The organism is Litorivivens lipolytica, assembly GCF_014191715.1.
Classification (GTDB): Bacteria; Pseudomonadota; Gammaproteobacteria; order Pseudomonadales; family Spongiibacteraceae; genus Litorivivens; species Litorivivens lipolytica.
The window spans coordinates 15,119-42,019 of sequence record NZ_JACHWY010000003.1; the positions used below are offsets into that span (position 1 = coordinate 15,119).

Sequence of the window (26,901 nt, forward strand, 5' to 3'; positions counted from 1 at the left end):
TCGCCGAGGCAACGCGAGGCTCTATGAAAGTAAGCGAACTTATTTCCTGGCTTATATTTCCGATTATTGTCACCGCTGTGCTAGGCGGCGGTGTGTGGGCGATTGAGGCCGGGCATGAACCAAGCGTGGTTGCCGGCATAGGCACCTTTGTTAGTCTGGCGTTGGTGGTCGTCTTGGAGCGCCTGCTGCCCTTTCGCAAAGAGTGGAACCACTCTCAGGGCGATCTGCTTGCCGACTTACTGTACCTGCCCAGTTACTTTGGTATTAACGCACTGGTACAGCCGCTAGTGGTAGCCGGCATCGTGCTGGGAGGCGGCTTACTGTCTGACGCTATGAATACCCCCCTTTGGCCGACCGAATGGCCGTTGCTTTTGCAGTTTGTTCTGGCCTGCCTTGCGGTGGAGTTTTTTGATTACTGGGCCCATCGCTGGATGCACGAAGTGCCGTTTCTATGGCGCTTTCACGCGATACATCACAACCCCAAACGCCTCTATTGGATGAATGCCACCCGCGCCCATTTTGGCGAGGTGATCTTTCGCGGCATATTAAATGCCGTTCCGCTGGCCTTACTCGGCGCAGGCGGTGAGGTACTGGCGCTGGTGGGTTTGGCCAACTCGGTACTGGGCTTGTTCCAGCATGCCAACATTAACTTCAAACTCGGTCCCTTAAGCTGGATATTTAGCGTAGGCGAAATGCATCGCTGGCATCACTCGGTGAGAATCGAAGAAGCGAACCATAACTACGGCAGTAATTTTCTGTTCTGGGATGTGGTGTTTGGCACGCGCTACCGCGAAGAACAGCGAGACAGCCCAGAACAATTAGGCATAGAGAATGACCAGATTCCCGCCAGCTGGTGGGCACAGTTGCGAGTACCCTTCAAATAAGAAGCCATCGCATTCCCGCTGCAACCTCCAGCACAGTACTAACTTATTTTAGGTATTGTTAACAAACTAAGGTTGCAGCATTAGTACCCTCGCCAATCACGCTAACGACTTATACAGGAGCGCTTAGATGGCCACTTGCCCTTATAAAAATATTCTCGATCCCGATATCTATGTGGACAGTCAGCACCATGCCATATTTGCAGACATTCGAGAACGCTCTAACGGTCTGGCCAAGATTGAAGACCCTATTACTGGGGTGCCCTATTGGGCGGTGACCAAGCGAGAAATCGCCGACTATGTATGTAAGGAACCGCTGCTCTTTTCCAGCGAAGCGAAAACCATCCTTCCGAAGGAGGTCCCCGAGGAAGAGGTTGCTCTGTCTCGCCTGATGCTCGTGAATATGGACCCGCCTCACCATGTGAAATACCGGCGCATTGTGCGCAACGCATTTACCCCCAAAGCGGTATCCGGTTACGAGCAGCGATTCCGCGAGGTTGCCCGCGAGACCATTGACCGCATTGCCCACAAGGGCGAATGCGAATTTGTTACTGATGTTGCGGCAGAACTGCCGCTTGTTGCCATCCTTTCGCTGTGCGGCATTCCGATGGAAGACAAGCAGCAATTCTTTGACTGGACCAACACCATGATCTTCAGTGAAGACGAAGATATGAGTGGCGAAGATGGCTTCGCCGCCTCGCAGGCTGCTGCAATTGAAGTCTATGCTTACGCAGCCGCACTCGCCGAAAAACACAAAACTGAACCGCTTACCGATATCGTTGGTGCACTACTCGACGGCACCGTGAACGACGAAAAATTAACACCGGAAGAATTCCAGTTGTTCTTTCTGATGTTAATTGCTGCGGGCAACGAGAGCACACGCTCAGTGATCGCCCACGGTATGCGCCTGTTGATCGAGCACCCTGAACAACATCAAAAACTGCTGGACAACCCCGAACTAATACCTTCAGCGGTAGAAGAAATTTTGAGGTACAACCCGGCGTTTGTGCAGATGCGACGCACGGTTATGAAAGATACGGAAATTCAGGGGCAGAAACTGAAAGCTGGCGACAAGATGGTATTGAATTGGCAAGCGATCAACCACGATCCGGCTATTTTCGACAATCCCGAGCAGTTTGATGTTGAACGCTTTGCACGAAACCCGGAACTGACCAGCCAGCATCGCGCCTTCGGCAAGGGTGAACATTTCTGCATCGGCGCCCATATGGCACGTCTGGAGATGCAGGTGATGTTTGAGGAACTGCTGCCCAGACTGAAAAACCCTCGCCTCGCTCAGCCGGTGGAATATGTTCGCGACTACTTTGTGAACAGTATAAAGCGTATGCACCTGCAGTTTGACCCTGAAGCGACGAGCCCATCCTGAACTCAATTCACTCCAAATACGGGAGGTTATAACAATGCACAACGAGCGCCCCCTCATCGGCAAACTGGTGTTTCACGGGACGATCAATATATTCATCGCATTTTTAAGTGGCTTTATGATCGCCGCAGCCGCCATGGGCCAAATTGACGGGCAAAAGCAGGATTGGATACTGGCCCATATGGAATCGCTCATCAACGGTATGATGCTGTTCATTGTCGCCGGCTTTATCGGCAAACTCAGCCTCAGCCCCAAGCGCGGCTTGATCGCTACCTACTGTCTGATTGCCATGGCCTACTGCAATACGGTGTTTGGCCTCGGGCGGGGCGTAACTGGCGCGTTGGGCTACGAGTTCAACAACGATCTCGGTAATAACATTACCGCGCTGGCCGGCCAACTGGGGGTGCCCCTTGCTGTTGTGGCTTTTACGCTGATTGGAATCGCGGCTTGGCGCACCCGGTAGAGTGAAATTGCTTCGTCGTTATACTCCTCGCAATGACGGGTAAACCGACCTTAGATCCAGCCAAGCCCCCACTTTACGGCACATTGCAAATATAACTGTATTTATATACAGTAATTATCACAATATGTGATGCGCCCTGTGTTGTGGAGGTGTTCGGCGTGGAGCTGATGCAAAAACTGGCCATTCTCGCCGATGCAGCGAAGTACGATGCGTCCTGCGCGTCCAGCGGCAGTATTCAGCGCGACGCGAAGGGCTCTGACAAGGGGATTGGCTCTACCTCAAGCGGCATGGGCATTTGCCACAGTTACGCACCCGATGGCCGCTGCATTTCACTATTGAAGATTCTGCTGACCAATCTCTGCGTTTACGACTGTCTATACTGCATCAATCGCCATTCCAGCAATGTGCCCCGGGCCCGCTTCACAGCCAGCGAAGTAGTTGATCTGACGTTGGGCTTTTACAAGCGCAACTATATTGAGGGCCTGTTTCTCAGCTCCGGGGTAATTCGCGACCCCGACTACACCATGGAGCAATTGGTAGAAGTCGCTCGCAGTCTGCGTGAGGATCACAACTTCGCCGGCTATATCCACCTGAAAACGATCCCCGATGCTGACCCTCGCCTGCAGGCGCTAGCCGGACTCTATGCGGACCGCCTGAGCATCAATGTCGAAATGCCGACCCAGCAAGGTTTGGCACAACTGGCACCGGAAAAAAATCACGTCGCTATTCGGCAGTCGATGCATTTCCTTAAAGAGCATATCGATGAGTCTAAAGAGAGTCGTCAGAAGGTCAACAAGACTCGATCTGATACCAGCGTGATTCCCAAGCGTCGCGCCACAAATCGCCTGCAGTTCGCACCCGCAGGCCAGAGCACGCAGATGATCGTAGGTGCTGACGACAGCAACGATGCCACCATTCTGCATAACAGCCACCGCCTGTATCGCAGCTACGGCATGCGCCGCGTGTACTACTCCGCGTTCAGTCCCATACCCGATGCCAGCGCCAACCTGCCCCTGCAGCCACCGCCGCTCTTGCGCGAGCATCGTTTGTATCAAGCTGACTGGTTGCTGCGTTTTTATCGCTTTAACGTGAACGAGCTGGTTAGCCCAGACCAGCAGCCCATGCTGGATCTGGATATCGACCCAAAGCTGGCCTGGGCCCTGCGCAACCGCGCCGACTTTCCGGTGGACATCAACCGCGCCACCCGCGAGCAACTGCTGCGAGTACCGGGGCTTGGGCCCGGTGGTGTAAAGCGCATTCTCGACAGTCGTCGTTTTCGGCGGTTGCGGCTTGCAGACCTCAAACGCATGCGTTTGTCGCTGGCCAAGATGAAGCCCTTCATCATTACTGCCGATTACCGTCCCGGCAACGAACCGGACAGCCTGATCTTGCGTTCTCAGTTTGCAGAGAAGAACCATGCCCAGCTATTGCTGTTTTAATTCTGCCTTCTGCATTCAGCAAGATGTATAACCATGCCAACGATTGAACTGGAAGAACACGCCGATTTTCAAGACTGGCAACCGCTTGCCCGCCACCTGCTCAGCAAGCAAATACCACCGGATGACATTCGTTGGAACGGCGCTGCAACCGGTAACTTATTTGGCGATGATGATGCACTTTGCCCCGACGATATCACCGACGCGAGTCATCGCCCCTCAAGCATTCGCATCTCGCGGCAGTTTATCGGGCTTGCTCGCTTTGCAGCTGCCCATAGGGACCCACAACGCTTTGATGTGCTCTATCGTTTGCTTTGGCGATTATTCACGGGAGAAAGAAAACTGCTGCAAGACGCCGCCGACCCGTTGGTTATTACCGCTAACCGACTAGCCAAGGAAGTCGGGCGTGATCGACATAAAATGCAGGCCTTTGTGCGTTTTCGGGCACTCGATCTGAAAGACATCAATAGCGACAGGGCACCAACCATATACACCGCCTGGTTTGAACCAGACCACTATATCCTTCGCCTCAATGCCGACTTTTTCTGCCGCCGATTTCACAACATGGATTGGACGATTGCCTCGCCCTACCAGAGCCTGCACTGGATAGAACGGAAGCTCTTTGTGGGCGCCGGCACCGACCGCTCCCAGTTACCCGATCACGACGACTATGAAAATTACTGGCGCTGCTACTTTGCCAATATCTTCAACCCGGCGCGGTTAAAGATTCAGGCCATGCAAAACGAAATGCCTAAAAAGTACTGGCACAACCTGCCCGAGGCGCCGCTGATTCAGCATCTGGTAAAAGGCGCCGGCCAACGCGAACAGGCCATGCTGTTGGCACCACCCAAAGCGGCGCCAAAGCTTCCCTCCAAAACGCGGTTTGATCGAGAGCGCTGGCTGAAGAAGAAAAGGCTCAACCCAGAGTGCTAACGCGGGAGATCGTCACCGCCCTGCAGCCAAGTCCGAAACTGTGCGGCCTCATCCCGATAGGTTTTGCGCTCTGCTCCGTCGAGTCTCAAAACACGCAGCAGGTTCATCAGATAGCGATCAACCGGCTGCGGCAGCAATGCAGGGCCAGGAGTACAGCAGATGTGGTGCCAGTGCAGGTGCTCACCATCCCAATGCAAGACTTCGCCATTGGGGTCAACCGTGTAGGCCAGCTTGGTGTTTTCCGGGAGTCCGGGCCCTTTATTGATAGAGCGAGCAACCACAACCGCCGTATCGCCGTCCGGCCTGCTAAGCGACACCAACTGGCGGTAGGCTCTGGGCGCTCCCAAGCCAAGATCGAAGCGCCCCAGGCAGAACTGATGCTTTTCAATGGTTGAGGCAGACGCTGCCTCACAGGGCTCGCTAAGGCCACCGAGGAACTGCTCGTACCACGGCTGACGCTCTAGCTCCGCGGCGTTGTAAAACAGCTCAATCGCCCATTTGAATCGCTCTCGAGACTGGCCGCTGACAGCAATATGCGTGTGGTAACTGTACGTTCCAGCAGACGGAACCCAGTAACGTTGAATGTGGGGTTTCTGCGGCACGACTGGAACACGCTGCGCCTGCGCAGCTGCCTGCGCCAACTGAGCCGCCGCAATCGGAGCTTGATCAATCGCTTCGCCTAGAGATAATTCCAGTGACTGAATCACTCCCACTGATAGGCGACCTCAACACCAAAATGCCGGGGCGGTAGCTGGGCCTTGGTGGTGGTACCAAGGTTATCCCCCAGCGCGACCCCGCCACCGAAATACACGGAATCTTTGATATTGTTGACGTAGGCCGCAACACGCCAACGATCCGAGGGAAGCCAGGTCACGCGCGCGTTATACAGTTCTTGACCACCCAACGTCGCGCCCTCGTACAAATCCGCTTTGGCATCGAGACCGACAAAAATTTCTGAGCGATAGCTGTAACTCAAACGCGGAATCACCAAACCGAGCGGTGTTTCCAAACGGTATTGAATCGACAGCGCACGAGTATGCTTGGGTACTACGGCAAATGGCTCATTGCTGCGGTCAAACTGGCTGCCGTCGGCCAGAAATACCGTGTACTCATTATAGTAAGCATCCGTATAACCCAGGCTCGCATTAATCAGGAGCTTATCCAGTGCCAGTGTGGTTTCCAGCTCAGCCCCCTGAACAATGGCCGAGCCGGCGTTATCCAGAAACAGAATAACGTCGGTCGGTCCACCGGGGCCGGTCTCGGCCTGCTGCACCTGAATCTGATCGTAATCCATGCGGTAAATCGCGCCATTCAAACGCCAGCGTGAATCCAGAGCATCAAACTTGAAACCGATTTCCGAGTTCTCAACAATCTCAGGTTCAAAGGTATTCAAGCGACGACCACGCAAACCAAGACCACCCGATTTATAGCCCTCACTGAGTGTCAGATACACCATAAAGCTATCCATCGCTAGCGCATCCAGTACCGCATCACTCGCCATATAGGTTGCAGTAAACGCCGGCGAGAATTGCTCAAAAGACAATTTCTCTTCGGTACTGACGGGATCAAGAAAAGGAATCGGCAACTCATAGTCAATATTGTCAAAGGTCTGGCGCGGTACCGGGTTGTAGATCCCCCCCTGCGCATGCACCAGGCCTTCCCGCCGACCAAAGGCTTCAAAATCTGCATTGTATAAAACAATTTCTCGCTGTTTATCGTCTTCGGTATAGCGCATACCCAGCGTCAGCTGGAGCTGTTCGTTGAGGTCGTAGCTACCCTGAATAAAGACCGCGCGGGTTTCATTCTCGATGTAGCTCAGGTTGGCCGAAGCTGATAGCAGTGGGAGTACAGAATTATTCGCGGCTGCCGCTACCAGATCAATTCCCGGAGGGGCGGCGCCGGGCGCGAGACTGCTCAGAAAGGTTGGCGGAATACCCAGCAAGCCGTTCTTGCCGATAATCTGCGGATAGGGGAAGGCATCAATCTGTTCAAAGGAATAAAATGCCCCAAAGGTCAGATCCAATCTGTCGTCAAATAGCCTGCCATTAAATTTTACTTCCTGACTCAGCTGATAACGCTCTTCGTCTTCCGGGAAAATACCTGAGGCATCCAGTGCCCGCTGCGCCAGCCGCTCACCGTTATGAACCAGGGTAATGTCGGTACCGTCGATATCTTCCTGCTTGCCGAGCGCGTATTGCTTGCTGTAAGCCGTAATCGACTCCATCACAAAGACCGGCAAGTTCCATTGCAGGTTGATCGCGTGCAATTGTGCCTTCTGGCGATACAGGCTCGCATTGCGGTCTGTATTGATTGCCACCTTGCGATCGTCGGGCAAATTCTCCTGATCACGACACCGCTCGGCATAAACGTCGGGCTCTTCCGGAATAAAAAAGGTGGCCGCCGCCGCATCGGCATTGATCACTTCGCAGTTATTGCCCTGCCCTTTTTCGTCTTGTGCGCTCCAGAAAGAAAACAGATCCAGCGAAACATTCTCACTGACATCCCATACCAGCCGCGACGACACCGCCCGTCGGTCTTCGTCGGCAAACATGCTGCCATCGACAATATTTTCGAAATAGCCATCCAGCCGTCGCACCGAGGTGCTGAGGCGCCAGCCCACTCGGTCTTCAATCAGCGGGATATTGACGCTGCCTTTGAAGTCCTTGCGGCCGTGGCTTCCCACCGTCACGGTGGTCGAACCCAGCCAGCGGTCCGACTCAGGCAACTGGGTGGTAATCAGCATCGCGCCGCCGGTATTGTTTTTCCCGAACAGCGTACCCTGTGGCCCACGGAGTATCTGGATACTGGCAACGTCCACGGCATCCAGCAGCTGAGAGTCCTGTCGGGCGATAAAAATGCCGTTCAGGTACTGCCCGACACCGGGATCGAGTTCCGGGGTAGAGGCTCGCTGACCAATACCACGGACAAAAATCGCCTGGCTTTTAGTGGCGGTTGGAGCAACCTGCATATTGGGAACAATATTCTTGATATCTGACAGCGCGGTGATGCCCGCATCCTCCAGCTGGGAGGCACTCACCGCCGAAACCGAGATCGGCGTATCCTGAAGGCTCTCCGCGCGCCGGCGAGCCGTCACCACAACCTCCTCCAGCTGGGCCACTGCCGGAGCACTCATTAACGGCACCGTCAATACCGCAAGTGCTGGCAGACTCGCACACAGCGCCGACAAGCTGATACGGATCAGTTTCACAATAGATTCCTTATTGTTATCCAACTGAATGGGGTTTTCATTACCTCAGACTAAACGAATCTGTTATCGACGAACTCATCCAAACGCAGGAGATCGATTCGGGATTTGAGCGTGAAAGATCCGATGGTAAAGCGCTAATCCAACAGGCCACCAATTCCAACGACAAGCAAGCCAAGCCCCGTAATCCAGACAGTACAGGCAATCAGGTCATAGCGTACGTAGCGTGCTACGGGCAGGCCACTTACACCGGTCATTATGGGCACAATACTGCGCACCGCCGGAATCAGACGCCCAAAAACAATGGACACTTCACCATGCTTTTGCAGCAGGTTTTCCGTTTTTTCCAATCGCTCGGCATAGCGTTTCGCGAAGCGGGTTTCGTGAAAAGTCGGGCCAATCCGGCGCCCTAAGAAAAAGCCCATATGATCAGCCGTGGTGGCGCCAATAAAGGCCAGCGGTAGCATTTGGTAGAGACTTGCGATGCCCTGAGAGTAAAGCATGGTGCAGAGGCTCAACAGAATGGCTCCGGAGACAAACAACCCGATGCCGACACTGGCCTCCAGAAAGGCGACAACAGGGACAATGAACAACACGTAGTCACCGTAGGCATCTGCCCATTCCAGAAAAATATCGCCGATCACGTTATCGCCTCAAATCTGCGGAAATCCATGCATATCCACGGTGATTCAAAAGTCGGGCGTGGTTTAATCTGTCTCACCCGCCCCTGTGGTTTGTGCGCCAAAAGTCGTTAGACTGCGACTATCCCTTCTGCCCCTCACACTAACTATAAAGTAATGAAGCCAGAAAATGCCCGATAATTTTGTCCAAACTTACGGCCCGTGGGCGCTCGTGCTCGGCGCCTCCGAGGGGGTCGGCTCGGCCTTTGTCGAGGCATTGGCCGCCAGGCAGCTCAACGTTGCTTTGGTATCACGACGCCAATCGGTTTTGGATGAGGTCGCGCAAGGCATCCAAACTCGCTTCGGAGTCCAGACTCGTACGATCGCCATGGATCTTTTCGATCACAACGCCATGGAGGTATTGCTCGGCAAGATAGGCGATCTGGAAATCGGCTTTCTGGTCAATTGTGCCGGCGGCGATGCGGCTTATGGCCCCTTTCTGGAGCGCGAACTCAACAATGACGAAGCGCTCCTGTTTCGAAATTGCACCCTGCTGATGCGGGTATGCCATCATTTTGGCCGGCAAATGGCAGAGCGTGGCCGCGGCGGCATCGTGACCATGAGTTCCGGTGCGGCCGTTGCCGGCGCGCCCGGGCTGGCCACCTATGCCGGCAGTAAAGCCTTTGATCTACTGTTCTCCGAGGCGTTGTGGGGCGAGCTCAAACCCAAGGGCGTAGACCTGATCTGCGTCATGCTCGCCGATACCGACACACCAACCCTGAGAGCGCAGATGGTCATGCGCGGAAAACTAAAATCACTGGACGAAAGTCCCAAGGGGGCCACGCCACCCGAGCAGGTCGCCGAAGAAGCACTGCGCTATATCGGCAAACAGCCGACACGCATTATTTCCCGCAAACTTCGGGTAGGCAGCAGGCTATTGGGCTTGATGGGCAGGAACCGGGCGGTTTCCGTCATGACGGCCGCCGCCAAGAAAATCATGGGCGACCAATAACGTATCCTTATAGCGAGGCGATCCTGTGGAACTGGTAGTGATTTTTGATATGCGGGCGCCGGAGATTGGGGCGCCCGCCGAAACGCTGTATTCCGCTGCGCTCGACATGGCGCAGTGGGCGGACGAAGCCGGTTTTGACGTGATCGGGCTGGGCGAACACCATGGCTCCAGCGATGGCTATAACCCGTCTCCACTAACACTCGCCGCTGCATTTGCCGCGCGCACCCAACAGATTCGCTTGCGCACCGCCGTTTTGCTCGCTGCCTGCTATGATCCGGTCCGCCTCGCTGAAGATCTTTCGGTACTGCAGATACTAAGCCAAGGGCGCGTCGAACTGGGGCTGGGCTTTGGCTATCGCCCCTCCGAATTTGCCATGTACGGCCGCGAGCTGAAAAACCGCTTCAACGATACGATGCAAACCCTACACACACTGAAGCAGGCCTGGACCGGCGAGGCCTTTGAGTATCAGGGGCGCCCCTGTCGGATTTCACCCACACCGAATAAACCCATCCCGGTACTACTCGGCGGCACCGCTCCCAAGGTTGCCCGCGCAGCCGCCGAACACGCCGACGGTTTTATTGTGCCGCTGTTTAACGAGAAGGTTTGGCAGCCCTACCGCGATGAGTGCCTGAAACTGAGCAAAACCGACCCGGGTGCGTATCCGAAGCAGGGCCCGACACTATTGTGGGTTTCAGAAGACCCGGACGCCGACTGGGAATGGCTCGCGCCCCACATTCTGCACGTACTGAACTCCTATGCAGAGTGGACCGCCGAAGCCTATGGTAAACCCATGGGGCCCTATGCTGGCGGCATGACCGCAGAGACGGTTCGCAGCAGCGGGGCCTATCAGGTGCTGACGCCAGAACAAACGATCGCATTGGTTAACGAGCTCGGCGATCACAGTTCACTTTATCTAACGCCCTTATTTGGCGGGGCAGCGCCCGAGCGTGGCTGGAAAATGCTGAAATTATTTGAAGAACAGGTGCTGCCCCACGTACCGCGCAACAGCATTCCGAACTGGCGCATCGGTACGTGATACAAGCCAAGGCGATCAATAAACCAAAGCGACCAACCTCATCTCCAGAGATTGTCGAGTAAGACGCTGGCGGAGCGCGCGAGCGTGCTCAACGATCAGGTCGGAGGCTTGCCCGCCTGCTTTGCTAAACAGCAGGTCGGCCTCTTCGAGCACGCTGCGCAGGCTCGAGGGAGTTTCCGGGGGCAAGTCAGGCAAAGGGGTAATAGGCTCTACGTCTTCACCGGCTTTAATCTGCAGCTCTAGTTTCTCAAGTGCCAGATAGCAAGACTCGGCAATATCTTCCCCCGGCAGCGTCGCGGCACCGTGGGGCGCACCCAGCGTCTCGAACACATAGGCTCGCTCGCTGTTCATTGCAGAATCGCAGTACCAATGTTGTTGCCTATCGTGCAGAAACAACCAGATATCATTTAAAGCCTGATCTTCATTTCGGTCGAGAAAATCACCAGTGGGCAGGGCGTAATGCAGTTGCTGGGTTGCAACATCAACGGTGCGGCGATCGGCGAGGGTTAGGGGTTGGGTACATTGCTGTAGTGGCAGCCAGAGATTCAACAAACACACAGGAGAGAGCCGATTGCGGCGACCCAACGTGTTGTGCCGGAATAACCAGGGCGCCGCACCTTTGAGCATCTGCTTCAGCGGGGTGCCATACACGTTTTGATCACCGTGCACCTGATCCGCAGCCTTGTGACCATTGCGCTCGGTCATCGCTTGCCCGGACGACACATCCAAACCATTGGGGCCTGAACGGCGCATGATAAAACCTTCGGGCGCAACAAAAAGCACTCTCAGGCGCCGACCATCGCTGAGCCTGAAACGCTTGCCCTGAATCTCTGAGCGAACAAGGCGCGCGTGCTCATCGCTGAGCTCTCCAGCCTCTCGCACTTTAGCCAATACGTCCTGAAGATTTTCTCGCCCCGAAAGGTCAATTTGATCAAAGCCGGCCGAAAGGCCGGGGATTTTTGAGCGATCTTCGGCGAGATCCGTGGCATCACACCAATGGGTTTCGGTCGCACCGCCGCTACCATCAACACCATAGCGGGTAGGTATTCGCAGACCTTGCCTTCCGTCCCGCACCACATCAGCGGCGCTCGAAAAACCCAGTTTGACTTTGAACGGATGCGCTTTGTTATTGGAATTCATAGCGATATCTGCAATCTGACTCAGAAGCCCTTCACGATACAGAAAAGCCGATGCGAGGCAAATTACGAGATTGACAACTAATGCCTTGCGATAAAGCCTAGCCCGCCATCAATCGACGGTAGCGCCGGCTCTGCAGCGCGATTTTCACCTGCCCACTCAATAGTGCCCACAGCGGAGATACGCTAGGATTGGGCTGATTGTTTTTGCTGAGCTTGGTGAGCTGGTATTTCACAGTTGCCATATAAGCAAGCGAGGCTAGGGTTTTGTTTTTCCAATCTGCGACCTCGATCATCGGTGCACTGTCTTCGCCCTTGCGCCAATCGTTGGGAAGGCGAGGATTAATCGCCAGCGCCGTGGCGATACCCACCATATCGATGCCGCTCTCGATAGCCTGCTCTGCAATGGGGGCGCGGCGGATACCGCCGGTCACCATGATAGGCATGTTAGCCGTCGCCTGAATCTCTTTGGCAAATTCCAGAAAGTAAGCCTCCCGCGCAATCGTACTGTCATCACGGGTGCGGCCGTGCATGGCCGGTGCTTCGTAACTGCCGCCTGATATCTCGACCATATCCACAGACAGCGCATTCAGCAGCTGCACAACCTGACGAGCTTCGTCGGGGCTGAACCCGCCTCGCTGGAAATCCGCCGAATTGATTTTGACCGACACCGAGAACTCCGCCGACACGACGGCGCGAACACCTTTCACTACTTCGAGCAGTAAACGGGCCCGGTTTTCCAGAGAGCCTCCCCACTGATCCTCTCGGCGATTGGTCAGTGGCGACAGAAACTGGCTGAGCAAATAACCGTGCGCCGCATGAATCTGCACACCCGTAAAACCCGACTTTTCAGCCAGCTGCGCCGTGCGAATAAACCGCTGAATAACATCCTGAATCTTTTCTTCCGACATGGCTTTGGGGGCATCAAAACGCTTGGAAAGATTGCCCAAGTCGATCGGCACCGCCGACGGCGCCCAGGTTTCCTGCCCCAGATTGTTCTGCATCTGCCGTCCCGGATGATTGATCTGCATCCAGAATTGCGCCCCTTTAGAGCGGCCTATCTCGGCCCAGCGCTTAAACTTGTCGAGCTGACGCTCGTCTTCCAACACCACGCCGCCGGGGCCGGTCATGGCCCGCGGATCAATCATCACATTACCGCTGATAAGCAGTCCGGCGCCGCCATCTGCCCAGGCCTGATACAGCTGCATCAGAGGTTGCGATGGCCCCATCTCGGCGTCAGCCATATTCTCTTCCATCGCGGCTTTGGCGATGCGATTGGGGACTGTCGTGCCGTTTGGTAGCGACAGCGGTTCGAAAATTTGCATGCCCGGGCTGCTCCTGATGTTGTTCTGACAGATTATTTCAGTGGAGTTTCAAACGGGGTCGCAACAGGCGATTGAAACGACCGGCCAGCAAGAGCATAAGCGTTCGCATCCAGCCGTACAACGCCGCCTGATGAAAACGGTAGAGACCGATATACATAAAACGGGCAAGCCAACCCTCGACAAAGATCGAGCCGCCGCGCAGATTGCCCATCAGGTTACCGAGCGCCGAATACTTGGACAGCGATACCAGCGAACCGTGATCTTTATATTCAAAAGGTATTGGACTCTCACCGCGCAATAGGCGCTCTATATTCGCGGCAGTGTGTAAAGCCATTTGCTGAGCCGACTGGGCGCGCGGTGGTACATTTTTGCCCTCACCCATATCGCAGGCACAGCAGTCGCCAATCGCAAAGATTGCATTATCCTCTGTGAGCAAGGTGTCAGTGACGGTCAGCTGATTAATACGATTGGTCTTCAAAGCCAGCGTGCCCAGTATCTCTGGCGCCTTGATACCCGCCGCCCAGACCAGCAACTGCGCCTCAATCCGCTGGCCATCCTTGGTAATAAAAGCCTCTTCTTCGGCGCGCTCAACCAGGGTATCGGTATGAACCTGTACACCAAGCTTTTTCAACTCGTCCTCAGCAGACTTTGCCAGCTTTTCCTGAAGTGCCGGCAATAAGCGCGGCGCCGCCTCGATCAGGTGCACATGCAGTTTGCTGCGGTCCAGCTGCTCGTGACCGTAGAGCTTGAGGACCGCAATGGCGTGGTGTATTTCTGCGGCGAGTTCAACACCCGTCGCGCCGCCGCCGACGATGGCGACGGAAACCGGCGTATCGGTGAAATTCGCGCGGTCGCAGTGGTTAAGAAAGCGTTCATGGAAGAGATCCGCCTGTTTTCGGCTGTCCAGAAACAGACAGTGATCACGAACACCGGCGGTATTAAAGTCATTCCCAAGGCTGCCGATAGCCAGCACCAGATAGTCGTACTCGAGCCGACGCTCGGGCAGAATTTCTTCACCTTGATCATCGTGCACGGGGGCAAGAATGACCTGCTTGGCCTCGCGATCAACACCGCTTAACCAGCCGCGAGCGAAGCGATAATAATTCTGACGGGCGTGGGCGAGGTAGTTTACTGCGTCCAGGTCGGCATCGATGGCGCCGGTGGCGACTTCGTGAAAGCGCGGCTTCCAGATATGGCTACCACTGCCATCGACCAAGGTAATACTGGCTTTACTGCGTTTACCGAGGCGACGACCGAGACGGGTAACCAGTGGCAGGCCGCCGGCACCTCCCCCAATGACTACTATCTTTGGTTGACGTGTCGTCTGCTGCATGGCTTGCCCTCTCTTTTTCGCGACAGCAGTCTACTTCTGCACCGAGAGGGACTCAATGTATTATTAGCGAATTGAGCATTATCGCTGAAACTACTCGAAATTCACCGAGTTAATATTAATCAACACTAACTCGGAAATTCATAAGCTCTATCAGACCTATGCGTTAGCCCCTCTAACCGACCAAAGACAAAGGCCTGTTTCTGCTAAGCCAGGTGATAAAGTCTTGTTCAGTTAGTGGCCTACTGAATAAATAGCCTTGAAATTGGTGGCAGTTCATATCAACCAGCTTATTGAGCTGCTCGCGCGTTTCAACGCCCTCCACCACCACAGACATCCCCAGGGCCCGCGCAATATCAACGATACCAGCAACCAGTTTTTCTCCTCGCTCAGTATCCATTTTGTCGACGAAACTTTTATCAACCTTCAGGGAATCAAGCGGGAATGACTGCAAATAGGACAGTGATGAATACCCGGTGCCAAAGTCATCAACAGCAATGGATACACCGAGATCACGAGCATATTGCAACTGTGAAGATGCCCGTCCAGCTTCCGTTACAAGTGCTGATTCTGTAAGTTCGAATTCAAGTTTTGACGCTGGTATTCTGGCCTCGATCAACGCCTTCTCTACATACTCTACAAAGTCACCGTCCATCAATTGCAGACCACAGACATTTAACGCGATACGCGCTGGAAAATTACAATCCTCACGATCTAATGTCTTAATGAAGGCTATGGCTTCGTTTACTACCCAAATACCCAATTCAGGCATAAACCCACAACGCTCGGCAATGGGGATAAACACATCCGGCGGGATAATGCGCCCTTCTTCTTGCTGCCACCGTAGTAGCGCTTCAGCACCCACACATCGCCCATGTCTATTGACCTTAGGCTGGTAGTAAAGACGAAACTCATTATTGAGCAAGGCCGAAGGCAAACGCTTTTCCAGCATTTTTTCGTAAGCAATTTTATTTGCCAAGGCCGCATCATAAAAAACCAGTCTGTTTCTACCTTGAGCTATCGACTCCAACAAAGCAGTCTCCGCTAGGTAGAGGCCTTCCTCTATCGGCCTTCCTTCTACCGGGCCAATCACACCTATATTTACCGAGTAGTCGACTCTCTGACTTTTAATGTATAACGACTGGGCTATCGACTTATTAATCTGACCTTCATTCCAGCTATTCTTCAACACAGAAAGGTCCTCTAAATCATCAACTTCCAGAGCTATACAGACTGAAGAGGAATCGAGACGGATGTGCTTGGCAGGCAGCGAGAACAAACTAATGACACTCTCACACGTCTTAGTCACTATTTTCTCAGCCAGGTCTTTCCCATAAGTACTGAAAAAGGCGCCGTAATCTTTGACATGCACCAAAACCAGAGCATATACCCTTCCCCCAGACAGTTGAGCGACAACTTGATTTCGCCCAAGATCCTGCTCCCATTCAATGGGCAGATTTAAATCTATAACCGGAGACTGTTGCGTGCCGACCATACGCACCGCCCGCTCTTGTAAGTTTTGACGAAAGCTTAAAAACGCACAGCATAGCAACACCAAACCAAGAGCGGATTTCTCCACACTGACCGGCAGAGGTTCATCAAGCCAACCCAAATCAAATAGCATGCGAAATCCGATGTAAACCAGCTGCAAGCCCAGACAAATGCTGAACGCCAGCGTCATCGGCAAAGGGCAAGAACCGCCATAATGCACTATCCGCCAACCACAGCAGGCATAAAGAATGAAGAAAACTGAAGAAACAATCACACCCGTTTTGGAAGCAGTGCCCTGGTAAATGTTGACCGTTTCAAATAACAGCTGCGTTTCGTGCTGGAAGGCTATACGGCTTTCGAAATAATATGAGGGCAACACGAGGACACCCACGCACATAAAAAACGCAACAGCAGCTAGCATTTTGGACACCGGCCGCATGGTTTTAGGCTGATCTGTTTGCGGGTACAGCACCCAGGATAAATACACAAAAGCGCACACCTGGGCCATTGACGTCAAGGTTATCCACTTGGCCGCTACAGCGGCCCCTTCAATTCCGGGCGATTTATACCACGCAATCGTCGCAATCAGCGACAGAGTGGTGGTTAAGCCCAGAAATAAATAGGCCCCGTTCACTTGTCGTCGCGGTTGAAAGCCAAGATTGACTGCTGAAAGCGCCACCGAAAGTAGCGCGATAAACGCCATTAATGTAAGGAAATAAGACATAGTCGTAAAGAGTCATTAAAGGACTCATATGTTTTAACACAATCGAGATAAACCGGCTCTAGGTGATTACCGAAGACAATGCGCTGGTTTCATAGGCTTGGACACAGAGCTTTCAAAAACCACAATCACCCTTACGAGATACCTACTATGTGGCTTCGGCTTTCACTTATGGATAAAACACCCGGCGATACGCCAATATGGCAACGGCCCCTGAAACTTGACCATCACGGGCTAAGAAAGCAATAGACTTGGTAAGTATTTACGAAAGGCAGGGTGTACATGGATCAGACAAGCCGCAATGTGCTAATCATTGATGATAGCTACGAAGATGCTACGTTAATCTCCCGGATGCTTGAGAAAAACCCAAATGTCCGCTATGAGATTGAAATCGTGAACAATTATTGCGATGCAGCGCTAAGACTAACCACCCCTTTCGATATTTGCCTTCTAGACCAAAACCTTGGCGGTGCGACCGGCCTTGATCTACTCCGCACCGTCGAGGGGACACTGCTACCGGGCCCCGTCATCATGGTGACCGGCAGCTCGAGTCAATGGCTCGACGAATCAGCACTGGAGGCCGGTGTATGCGACTATCTCCCTAAGCAAGAATTGACGCCTGCACTGCTCGATCGAAGCATACGCTATGCGATGACGAAGTTTTCAAAAGATAAAGAGCTCCGACGAATTGCCAGCCATGACAGCCTGACGGACGCTTTCAACCGACGTTATTTTTCAGAGCTATGCGATAGAGCACTGGATGATTTTAACGTTTGCGGCCGAGTGGATAACTTATCGATTGTGTATATCGACATCGATAATTTCAAGTCGATTAACGACACTCACGGCCACCAGGCGGGTGATTTGGTTCTATGTATTATCTCCAAGCGTATTGCCAACCGGATACGCGCTAACGAGGTACTCGCCCGTATCGGTGGCGACGAATTTGCTATATATATTCCAGACAGCAGCAAAGAACAGGTTGAAGCAGAGGTGACGCGATTGAGAAACACCATCGCAGAACCTATCGATATTGGCGACGGTAAAAAACTGATCGTTGAAGCGTCAATAGGCGTATCACGCTATCCCGATCAGGGAAAATCGATAGAAGACCTGCTTAAACAAGCGGACGCGGAAATGTATTCGGACAAAGAAGACCACCGTGCACCGCCCCATCCTGTTAGAGCTTCGGCCCATTAATAGACCCTACAGAATTGACCTTCTAGCGAGGGTTAGACTGAGCTAATTTCCTAGATGGGCAGGAAAAACTGTCTCGACTTTCTACGATACAGGCAGCAAGCTCGTCGAGCGTCAGGTAGTCTTTGGACAGTGTACTGCACGCGCCATTCGCAATCGCGTCACGACGCAATCTGGGGTTCCTATTCCCCGTTAGCAACGCAATAGGCCCTTGCAATGGGGCGCCACTCAACGCTCTCAAAACATCAATCCCAGTATACGCGCCCAGTGTGTAGTCAAGCAGACACAAATCAAAAGGCTTTTTTAGACACTCTATCGCATCATCTACCTTACCGATATGCTCCACTGTATGCTCAGAGTTGAGCTTTTTAATCATATGGGAAATCAGAACGGCGTCTTCGTAGCTGTCCTCGACGAGAACAATATTGAGTGGCTCGATTAATGCCATAAGACTAGCCACCTACACTGCGAGACAATGGGGATTGCACGGCTATTTTCGGACTACCTTCATTAATTGACATCCAATACTCTCCGAGTTTCGATGCGACATCTGAAAAAACCGAGAAATCCACCGGCTTTACGACATAACTATTTGCGCCAAACTCGTAGGCTCTGGCGATATCTTTTGTCTCCCGCGATGACGTCATCACAACAACCGGGATATGTCTGAACTCTACTTTTGTCGAGATCGCTTTCAAGATATCGATGCCATCAACTTTTGGGAGTTTCAGATCTAACAAAATCATTCTCGGATAATTCATCGTGTTGCGAGCAGCGTATTCACCTCGCCCAAGCAAGTAATCTAGCGCCTTCTCCCCATCGGGCAAGCGCAAAATAGAAGTAATGCTCTTACACCTTTTCAGTGCGCGTATCGTAAGCTCTGCGTCCTCATCTAAATCTTCGACCAAAAGGACTTCTACCACCGGATCATCCGCCGCGTTCATTTAGCCACTCCAAGCGTAAAATAGAATGTTGCACCCTTGCCAATTTTTCCGTCCGCCCAGATCTCTCCGCCATGACATTTCACAATGCGATTGACAATCGCCAAGCCGACGCCTGTTCCTGGGTATTCGGAATCGTTATGCAGCCGCTGAAACACGCCGAACAACTTGTCCCTGTGAGCATTATCAAATCCAATGCCGTTATCTTTTACGTAATAAACGACACGCCCATCTTGGCTTAAGCTTCCCACTTCAACTTCCGGGCTGTTCGATTTAGACGAATACTTAATGGAATTCTGCAGCAGGTTATTTACCATTTGTATCAACATCGCTTTATCGCCATAACAGTGAGGCAGTTCATCGACAATTTGAAACGTCACTTCTTGGCTGAAATCCTGCATTTGTTCCCTAAATGACACTTCGAAAAGATAGTTCATGTCTATCCTTTCGGTTTCGAGACTTTTACGGCCCAAGCGAGAGAACTCAAGCATGTCGTCGATAAGGTTCGCCATCTTGGTCGCATTACGGACGATAATATCGATAAAACGACTGGCCTCATCACCCAGCTGGTCACCGACCTCTTCTTCAAGCAAACCGGCAAAGCCAATAATCGCGCGGAGAGGCGCCCTTAGGTCGTGCGACACGGAGTAAGAGAAAGACTCTAATTCCTGATTGGATTCACTCAGCTCCTGGGTGCGTTCATTAACTTTGCTTTCTAAATTGTCCTTGGCATCTTTTAGCTGGCGGTTTACATCTTCCTTCCGTTCATTTTCTACCGCCAGATCTTCCAGTATATTGACCAATGCCCGCTGAAGGAGATCCAGCTTTTCTTGCTCAGCCTGCGTGTCCTCAAGAATATTGAGCATCGCGCGCTGAGTCTCTTTCATGAAATTTCGGTCAGTGTCCGTATCCTCGAGGATATTCAGAACCGCTTTTTGCGAGTCATCCATCCACGACTTGTCGTTCGCAACATCCTCAAGGATGTTCATCATTGCGAGCTGCAGAGCCTCATCCGACAAGGCATCAGATTCAGCCTGCGGCATGAGTGCAGCTTCACGCAAAGCTTTCATCTCCATCATAAGAATCGACATCGGGGTCTGCGCCCAATGCGACTAACCGAGCCTTAAGCGCCGCTATTTCTTGCTTTTGCTCAATCATCTTTAACTCACGCCCAACCGTGAGTTTTTGAAAACGCTCCAGCTCGACCAAGCGAAATAATTTTTGTTCTTTCTCAGCCGCTTCGCGTTCCGCGACACGCTGCGCAGAAATATCCCGCGCCGCAGCAAATACACCGGCCACATTACCCGATGTATCACGATAAACCGACGCGTTATACAGAACCTCTATGAGTTTTCCGGTTGCGTGACGAATTGTCAGCGGGTAGTCGGTAACCTTGCCCTGATCAAACACTCGCTGATAACCTTCGCGGGCTTTGTCCGGCTCGGTGAAATATATCGAGAAGTCGGTTCCTATCAGCTCCGTACGAGGCACACCCGTCGCTTCGATTGTTGCCTGGTTAACGTCGGTTATCTTACCCTCTGCACTGATCGTTACCAGAGGGTCAAGCGATGCCTCAATCAGTGACCGGGCATATTCTGACGCCTGTTTCTGCGCGGTAACATCGCGCGCAGCCGCGAAGACACCCAGCACTTTCCCCGCGGAATCACGATAAACCGATGCATTGTAGAGAACGTCCATCAAACGACCGTCACGGTGTTTAATGGTGAGCGGATAGTCGATGACTTGGCCTTGTTCAAACACGCGTTGGTAACCTTCGCGTGCTTTTTCAGGCTCTGTGAAATAATCGGAGAAATCCGTTCCAATCAACGTTTCACGGTCATAGCCCGTCGCTCGAATCGTGGCATCGTTAACGTCGGTAATCTTACCTTCGCCGCTAATCGTTACCAGAGGGTCAAGCGATGCCTCAATTAATGACCGGGCGTATTCAGACGCCTGCTTCTGTGCCGTTACGTCACGGGCCGCAGCAAAAACACCCAGCACATTACCGGAAGAATCACGGTAGACCGAAGCATTATAGAGAACGTCTGTAAGCCGACCGTTGCTATGCTTGATGGTCAAGGGATAGTCAATGACCTGGCCTTGCTCGAATACGCGCTGATAGCCTTCCCGCGCCTTTTCAGGCTCGGTGAAATAATCAGAAAAGTCCGTTCCGATGAGCGAATCTCGATCGAGGCCGGTTGCGGCAATGGTCGCGTCATTGACGTCGGTTATCTTACCGGTAGCGCTAATGGTAACCAGAGGGTCAAGTGATGCCTCGATCAGAGATCGTGCGTATTCCGACGCTTGCTTTTGTGCCGTAACATCACGTGCAGCCGCAAACACCCCTAGCACATGCCCAGCAGAGTCACGGTATACTGAGGCATTGTAGAGAACGTCGAGCAGCGTGCCGTTGCGGTGTTTTATGGTGAGCGGATAATCCGTAACTTTACCTTCGTCAAATACCCGCTGATAGCCTTCCCGCGCTTTGTCTGGCTCGGTGAAATACGTCGAGAAATCCGTGCCTATCAGCTCATCCCGGGAAATCCCGGTGGCTTCGATAGTCGCCTGATTAACGTCGGTAATCTTACCTTCTGCACTGATCGTAACCAGTGGATCGAGTGAAGCCTCGATCAGAGAGCGCGCATATTCCGATGCCTGCTTCTGGGCGGTTACATCACGCGCAGCGGCAAACACCCCGAGAACATTACCGGCCCCATCGCGATACACCGAGGCGTTATATAAAACGTCGGTTAAAGTTCCATTTTTATGTTTTATCGTTAGGGGATAGTCTGTTACATGGCCGCGCTCGAAGACCTGCTGATAGCCTTCCCGCGCATTCTCAGGCTCAGTAAAGTAGTCAGAGAAGTCAGTTCCGATAAGCGCATCTCGCGAACAACCGGTCGCCTGAGTCGTCGCGTCGTTAACGTCAGTGATTTTACCTTCAGCGCTGATGGTAACCAGCGGGTCTAGGGAGGCCTCAATAAGCGATCGCGCATATTCTGACGCTTGCTTCTGGGCGGTAACATCGCGCGCGGCGGCAAAAACACCGAGCACCTTTCCCGCATAGTCGCGATAGACCGATGCGTTATACAACACATCCATCAAACGACCATCGCGATGCTTTATTGTGAGTGGGTAATCGATTACCTGGCCTTGCTCAAAGACTCGCTGATAGCCTTCTCGAGCCTTTTCCGGCTCCGTAAAATAATCCGAGAAATCCGTTCCGATCAAAGCATCCCGATCAAAGCCGGTAGCACGAATAGTCGCGTCATTGACGTCGGTGATTTTACCTTCGCCGCTGATGGTGACGAGTGGGTCCAACGACGCCTCGATCAGCGACCTCGCATAATCCGAAGCACGTTTTTGATCCGTTACGTCACGGGCAGCCGCAAAGACACCCTGCACTTTCCCGGACGAGTCGAGATAAACCGAAGCATTGTAGAGAACATCAGTTAGCGAGCCGTTTTTATGCTTTATCGTCAGCGGATAGTCAGTTACCTGACCTTCTTCAAAAACCTGCTGGTAACCCTCTCGAGCTTTCTCCGGCTCAGTAAAATAATCAGAAAAATCAGTACCAACAAGCTCTTCCCGGCCAATGCCGGTAGCCTGAATGGTGGCCTTATTGACGTCGGTTATCTTACCTTCGGCATTGATTGTTACCAGGGGATCGAGCGATGCCTCAATCAGAGAACGGGCATATTGGGAATACCGCGCGCGACCGCCAATATCTCGCGCGATGGTGGACACACCAATTAGCTGATTGTTTTCTTCGATCGGCGATATGGTTAACGAAACATCGATCGTTTGTCCGTTCTTACACCGCCGCTTTGATTCAATGCCGGCAATAAAACGCTCGCCACTTCTTATTCGTTCGACAATGGTGTCGTGCTCGTTTATCCCATTGTCATCAAAGAGCTCGGCAATATTCTTGCCAACGATTTCCGAAGCGCTATAGCCAAACAGCGCCTCAGCCCCGGTATTCCAGTAAATTATGTTCCCATCCAAAGACTTAGCGATGATAGCATCGAAAGAAGATTCAACAATTGCGGCAAGATAGGCGGGCAAATGGGCAGGTTTTTCCGCAGTATTAGATACCGCTGCTTTCGGGTTCATGGCAAATTCTCGAGTCTGAAGCGCGCAGGATAAAAAGAAAACCTCAATTTAAAGGTCTAGTCCTAGTCCGCGCTTTTATCAAGATATTAGCTGCCTTTATCAAAAATACGGCATTTGTAGACACGCGCTCGTCACTAATCCGTGACTTTGCAGAAAATATACCCGCCAAAATAATTCGGGCGTTTTAACGCCGCAACTGTCGCCAAGTTGACACTCCGCTCGATAGGCTTTTGTTATTATTAATAAATTCTACGTAAACGGCCCTAGAGAACCCATCATGCGCCTGCTAAAAATGCTTTTATTGTCCCTGATGATAGCCATTGGCATTACCCTCTTTCTGCTCTCTCGCCCGCTAGCGCCTGTCGGGCCCAAGCTCGCACCTAATACGCCGGTAGATCCTGCAACCACTCAGCTCCACGACGCTGTTGTGGTGGGTAGCAATTGGGACGGCACTGCAGAGGTATTTGACCCAGAAACCTTCGAGGTACTCGCACGCTTTAATCTGGTCCCCGATATCGAGGAGCGGTTTGCCGAAATTAATGACAGCTTCTATCGACGCATCGCCGCCCGCTTTATCCGTCATATGATTGGTGAAGGCAACGATCAGCTGGTAGACGACCTCTTCCCCTCCAAAGACGGACGTTATCTGTACGTTTCGCGCCCCAGCCTAGCTGATGCCATTGCGCTGGATGTGTTGACCGGAAAGATCGCCTGGCGCACCAAGGTCAAGGGCGTCCGCTCTGATCACGCCGCGCTTTCCCCCGATGGCAAAATCTTTCTGATTTCCGCCTCCACTGGCGGCGTTGTTCACGCTATTGATACGGCCACCGGCGAGATCGTGGACAACTTTTATCCGGGCGATCAGCCTCACGAAAGCAACTACTCGAAAGATGGCCAACGCATTTACCACGCCTCCATCGGCCGCGTGTTTATACCCACTACCTCAGACTGGCTGGATTGGCTGAAAGGCGAGCGTCGCTTCGTCATCGCCGACGCGAACACCTATGAGGTTCTCAAGACGGTGGATATGCGTGAAAAGCTAGAGGAATATGGTATGGATTGGGTCGATTCTGCTGTCCGCCCCATGGCTGTAATGCCCGACGAGAGCTACGCCTATCTGCAAATTTCCTTTTTTCATGGCTTTTTTGAATACGACCTGAAGGAACACCGCATTACTCGTCATATCGACCTGCCGGTGCCGCCGCAAATTGCCGCGCTGCCGCTACGTAAATATCAACTTAACTCAGCCCACCACGGTCTAGCGCTGAATCATGCAGGCACCAAACTTTGCGTGGCAGCCACTATGTCGGGTTATGCTGCGATCGTCGACCGCAAAAGCTTCGAATATAAAGTCGTCACCCTCTCTGAGGAGCCTCTGGGGTCAAAGCCCTACTGGTCAACAGAGAGTGAAGATGGTCGCCACTGTTATGTGTCCAGCAGCGAGCAGGATCGGGTGGTCGTCATAGACTTTGAGACTGGTGAGCAGGTAGCAAGCGTGCCCGTGGGCAATCATCCGCAAAGGATCCGCACTGGCCAGTTGCTGCTACCACAGTAATCCCTTGTTAAAAGGGAATATCGTCATCCATCGAATCGAAGGGTGAATCGAATTGACCCGCAGGCGGTGCCGATTGATACGAGGCATCGTCTGCCACCACACCACCTTCCGGCTGAATGCGCCAGCCCACAAGATTATTGAAATAGCGCCCGTTGTACTCCCGGCCGCGAATATCAAAACTCACCGTAACCGTCTGCCCTACTGACAATGAATCCAGCAGGCTGATCTTGTCTTTCAGAAATTCCAGATTGATGTCCTGAGGGTAGTTACCCTCTTCCACTGTAACCACCATTTCACGCTTGGTGAAACCGCTGTTAAAGGTCTGGGTTTCCTGAATCAATTTGATTTTGCCAGTAAGTTCGTAGGACATAGCTCTCTCTGAGGTGCATTTCTTAAAGTCGGAAGGGTAGGGAAAGCGCCGTGGCTAATCAACTCCAAACAGGCCTCTGATCACTATTCACCCAACCGCTATCGACTTACTTTCATGATCCACCACTTCAACACCCCCGTAATAGCCAAGACACGTCACAACACGGACAGCACGTAATGAAAAAAAAGTTTCTCGTTGAAAGCTATGAAGTTGTTATGGACTCCAGCAAAAACCCCTTGCGCCACCTCGACTTAGCCTCGCAGCACTACATCATGCAGGCGCTGGCCTGGATGTGGAGTATGGTCTTCTCGCTGTCATTCCTGTCGATTTTCTATTTTCACTACGTGTGGGGCGCCCACCTGCTGGTTTTGGGCGGGATCTGCCTCACCGTCGGCATTTTTCGTCGGGCCGAGCGCAATGAGGCCAGAGCTTACGCCGTGCGGGTCTCTCCGGACGCGCGCAACTACAGCCATAGCTCTGCCTGCACCTGGAAGCTTGATAGAGAGGCTTGATCGCCACCGCAAGAAAACGCTGAAAGAGGTAAACTGTCCTCCATTGTTAGATTACTCCTGAGAGGACAGATGTTTAAATTTATCGGCGCGCTGATCGGCTTCGGCGTTTTAGGGTTTGTCGGCGCGTTTCTTGGCTTCTTTATTGGCAGTGCCTACGACCGTGTACGTGAGCTCGGTTTAGGCGGCGCAAACCCCTTCACTCGCGGCCAACGACAGCAGGTCTTTCTGCAAACGATCTTCACCCTGAAAGGGAAACTCGCCAAGGCCGATGGCCATATCTCCCAGGCTGAGATCGACCACACCGAAGCCTTTATGCAGCAGCTCAAAATGTCTTCTGAGCAGCGCAAGCAGGCGATTCAATGGTTCAAACAGGGCGCTGCCCCCGATTACGATATCAGCGGCATTATTCAGGAATTTCGCAACACCTGCGGTCACACAGCCAATTTGCCGGAAGTGCTGATCGTTTTTCTGATTGTCATTGGCTTGGCCGATGGCGACTTTGACACGCAGGAACAAGCGCTGGTCAGCTCCATCGCCCGCCAACTTGGCTTTAGCGAGGCGCAATTTCAGCACATTCTGGATCGCACCCTGAATCAAACTCACTTTGCGCCGGGCTATGCCAGTCAGACAGGGCTAGAGGATGCGTACAAAGCTCCTGGTGTCAGCGAGAACTGCACCGATCAGGAGCTAAAGCGCGCCTACCGCAAGCTGATGAGCCAGTATCACCCGGACAAATTGATGGGACAGGGCCTGCCCGAAGATATGATTGAAATGGGCAAGCAACAGTCACAGGAAATTCAGGCGGCGTACGAGCTGATTAAAAAGCACCGGCAGTCCACCTGACTGCCCGCTAAACGATCGCTGTTTAGTACACATCTCTGGGGTCGAAACGGCAGTCGGGTGTATTTTGCTGCCGAGTCGTTCTGAGCGATTTGATTTCGCGCTGGGCGGTCAGCCGCCACTGGGGATGGGCCGCGTTTTCTTTTGTAAAGTTTCGGCTTAGCAGCACGTTCTCAATAGCGGAAAGCGCTGCGTGGGCCAGCGCTCGCGACAAATAGGGCCCCTGTAGCTTGGTTCGCTCTGCCACCCCGCCCGATTTACCCGACAGGGCTACCAGACTATAGCTGTCGTCGTTGTTCTGCAGAATGTACATCTCCACACGCCAGCCATCGCTGTTTTCGAGCAACAACTGATCGTGTTCAGCAGAAACCAGTGGGTAGCGAAGTCGCACGGTTTATCTCCA

General features: G+C 52.8%; 24 protein-coding genes. 11 read left to right on the top strand and 13 right to left on the bottom strand.

Translation table 11 applies throughout. The annotated features are described in order from the left end of the window. The first annotated feature begins 23 nt into the window (after nt 1-23). The 5 genes from FHR99_RS12215 to FHR99_RS12235 all read left to right on the top strand — a co-directional run bounded on the left by FHR99_RS12215 (nt 24) and on the right by FHR99_RS12235 (nt 5,094). Nucleotides 24-884: a sterol desaturase family protein gene (locus FHR99_RS12215; protein WP_183410994.1), complete on the top strand. Its 861-nt coding sequence runs from the start codon at nt 24-26 to the stop codon at nt 882-884. A 127-nt stretch (nt 885-1,011) separates the two neighbouring features. Beyond that, complete coding sequence (locus tag FHR99_RS12220) at nt 1,012-2,265, top strand: cytochrome P450 (RefSeq protein ID WP_183410995.1); 1,254 nt, start codon at nt 1,012-1,014, stop codon at nt 2,263-2,265. Between the two features lie 34 nt (nt 2,266-2,299). Continuing rightward, nucleotides 2,300-2,725 carry a styrene oxide isomerase gene (locus FHR99_RS12225; RefSeq protein ID WP_183410996.1) on the top strand — a complete coding sequence of 142 codons (426 nt, stop codon included), beginning with the start codon at nt 2,300-2,302 and terminating at the stop codon, nt 2,723-2,725. 158 nt (nt 2,726-2,883) lie between these two features. Then, complete coding sequence (locus tag FHR99_RS12230; protein ID WP_183410997.1) at nt 2,884-4,164, top strand: putative DNA modification/repair radical SAM protein; 1,281 nt, start codon at nt 2,884-2,886, stop codon at nt 4,162-4,164. A 33-nt stretch (nt 4,165-4,197) separates the two neighbouring features. Continuing rightward, nucleotides 4,198-5,094, top strand: coding sequence for a TIGR03915 family putative DNA repair protein (locus FHR99_RS12235; RefSeq protein ID WP_183410998.1), 897 nt, complete (start codon nt 4,198-4,200; stop codon nt 5,092-5,094). On the opposite strand, the gene FHR99_RS12240 is transcribed toward FHR99_RS12235, so the two are convergent. From FHR99_RS12240 to FHR99_RS12250, 3 genes are all read right to left on the bottom strand, one after another. Then, entirely contained in the window at nt 5,091-5,801 is a 711-nt protein-coding gene (locus tag FHR99_RS12240) for a hypothetical protein (RefSeq protein WP_183410999.1), read from the bottom strand. The two genes, FHR99_RS12235 and FHR99_RS12240, sit on opposite strands and share 4 nt — an antisense overlap. Further along, nucleotides 5,798-8,302, bottom strand: a complete 2,505-nt coding sequence (locus tag FHR99_RS12245) for a TonB-dependent receptor domain-containing protein (RefSeq protein WP_183411000.1) — start codon at nt 8,300-8,302, stop codon at nt 5,798-5,800. The genes FHR99_RS12240 and FHR99_RS12245 overlap by 4 nt, the downstream gene beginning before the upstream one ends. Before the next feature lie 134 nt (nt 8,303-8,436). Next, a complete protein-coding gene (locus FHR99_RS12250) occupies nt 8,437-8,943 on the bottom strand; it encodes a DedA family protein (RefSeq protein WP_343067559.1) in 507 nt (168 codons plus the stop codon). Nucleotides 8,944-9,109: 166 nt separating this feature from the next. On the opposite strand from FHR99_RS12250, the gene FHR99_RS12255 reads away from it, so the two are divergent. Further along, nucleotides 9,110-9,931: an SDR family NAD(P)-dependent oxidoreductase gene (locus FHR99_RS12255; RefSeq protein WP_183411001.1), complete on the top strand. Its 822-nt coding sequence runs from the start codon at nt 9,110-9,112 to the stop codon at nt 9,929-9,931. Nucleotides 9,932-9,956: 25 nt separating this feature from the next. Next, nucleotides 9,957-10,967 carry an LLM class flavin-dependent oxidoreductase gene (locus tag FHR99_RS12260; RefSeq protein WP_183411002.1) on the top strand — a complete coding sequence of 337 codons (1,011 nt, stop codon included), beginning with the start codon at nt 9,957-9,959 and terminating at the stop codon, nt 10,965-10,967. A gap of 15 nt (nt 10,968-10,982) precedes the next feature. Here the strand turns inward: FHR99_RS12260 and FHR99_RS12265 are convergent, their stop codons facing one another. The 4 genes from FHR99_RS12265 to FHR99_RS12280 form a co-directional block, all read right to left on the bottom strand. Next, the gene (locus FHR99_RS12265) at nt 10,983-12,107 is read right to left on the bottom strand and encodes a hypothetical protein (protein WP_183411003.1); all 1,125 of its coding nucleotides are present in this window, start codon (nt 12,105-12,107) and stop codon (nt 10,983-10,985) included. Nucleotides 12,108-12,204: 97 nt separating this feature from the next. Further along, on the bottom strand, nt 12,205-13,428 hold the full coding sequence (locus FHR99_RS12270; protein WP_183411004.1) for an NADH:flavin oxidoreductase/NADH oxidase family protein: 1,224 nt from the start codon (nt 13,426-13,428) through the stop codon (nt 12,205-12,207). Nucleotides 13,429-13,465: 37 nt separating this feature from the next. After that, entirely contained in the window at nt 13,466-14,761 is a 1,296-nt protein-coding gene (locus FHR99_RS12275) for an NAD(P)/FAD-dependent oxidoreductase (RefSeq protein WP_183411005.1), read from the bottom strand. 172 nt (nt 14,762-14,933) lie between these two features. Beyond that, nucleotides 14,934-16,973, bottom strand: coding sequence for a putative bifunctional diguanylate cyclase/phosphodiesterase (locus tag FHR99_RS12280; protein WP_183411006.1), 2,040 nt, complete (start codon nt 16,971-16,973; stop codon nt 14,934-14,936). Between the two features lie 279 nt (nt 16,974-17,252). On the opposite strand from FHR99_RS12280, the gene FHR99_RS12285 reads away from it, so the two are divergent. Continuing rightward, nucleotides 17,253-18,170, top strand: coding sequence for a GGDEF domain-containing response regulator (locus FHR99_RS12285; protein ID WP_183411007.1), 918 nt, complete (start codon nt 17,253-17,255; stop codon nt 18,168-18,170). 22 nt (nt 18,171-18,192) lie between these two features. On the opposite strand, the gene FHR99_RS12290 is transcribed toward FHR99_RS12285, so the two are convergent. The 4 genes from FHR99_RS12290 to FHR99_RS12305 are packed head-to-tail and all read right to left on the bottom strand — an operon-like array spanning nt 18,193 to nt 23,221. Then, nucleotides 18,193-18,615, bottom strand: a complete 423-nt coding sequence (locus FHR99_RS12290; RefSeq protein WP_183411008.1) for a response regulator — start codon at nt 18,613-18,615, stop codon at nt 18,193-18,195. Nucleotides 18,616-18,619: 4 nt separating this feature from the next. After that, complete coding sequence (locus FHR99_RS12295) at nt 18,620-19,111, bottom strand: response regulator (protein ID WP_183411009.1); 492 nt, start codon at nt 19,109-19,111, stop codon at nt 18,620-18,622. Then, entirely contained in the window at nt 19,108-20,199 is a 1,092-nt protein-coding gene (locus FHR99_RS12300) for a sensor histidine kinase (protein ID WP_183411010.1), read from the bottom strand. The genes FHR99_RS12295 and FHR99_RS12300 overlap by 4 nt, the downstream gene beginning before the upstream one ends. After that, nucleotides 20,162-23,221, bottom strand: coding sequence for a PAS domain S-box protein (locus FHR99_RS12305; protein WP_221200498.1), 3,060 nt, complete (start codon nt 23,219-23,221; stop codon nt 20,162-20,164). Before FHR99_RS12305 ends, FHR99_RS12300 begins: the two co-directional genes overlap by 38 nt. 277 nt (nt 23,222-23,498) lie before the next feature. On the opposite strand from FHR99_RS12305, the gene FHR99_RS12315 reads away from it, so the two are divergent. Continuing rightward, nucleotides 23,499-24,776 (top strand): YncE family protein, encoded by a 1,278-nt coding sequence (locus tag FHR99_RS12315; RefSeq protein ID WP_246386904.1) that lies wholly within the window; start codon nt 23,499-23,501, stop codon nt 24,774-24,776. A gap of 7 nt (nt 24,777-24,783) precedes the next feature. On the opposite strand, the gene FHR99_RS12320 is transcribed toward FHR99_RS12315, so the two are convergent. Then, on the bottom strand, nt 24,784-25,146 hold the full coding sequence (locus FHR99_RS12320) for a DUF3127 domain-containing protein (protein WP_183411011.1): 363 nt from the start codon (nt 25,144-25,146) through the stop codon (nt 24,784-24,786). A 176-nt stretch (nt 25,147-25,322) separates the two neighbouring features. Between FHR99_RS12320 and FHR99_RS12325 the strand changes: the two genes are divergently transcribed. Both FHR99_RS12325 and djlA read left to right on the top strand, forming a co-directional pair. Continuing rightward, nucleotides 25,323-25,658, top strand: a complete 336-nt coding sequence (locus FHR99_RS12325; RefSeq protein WP_183411012.1) for a hypothetical protein — start codon at nt 25,323-25,325, stop codon at nt 25,656-25,658. A gap of 69 nt (nt 25,659-25,727) precedes the next feature. Continuing rightward, nucleotides 25,728-26,501: a co-chaperone DjlA gene (djlA, locus tag FHR99_RS12330; RefSeq protein ID WP_183411013.1), complete on the top strand. Its 774-nt coding sequence runs from the start codon at nt 25,728-25,730 to the stop codon at nt 26,499-26,501. Nucleotides 26,502-26,523: 22 nt separating this feature from the next. Here djlA and FHR99_RS12335 read toward each other — a convergent pair whose 3' ends face one another. After that, entirely contained in the window at nt 26,524-26,889 is a 366-nt protein-coding gene (locus FHR99_RS12335; protein ID WP_183411014.1) for a PA4575 family protein, read from the bottom strand. Nucleotides 26,890-26,901 lie beyond the last annotated feature (12 nt).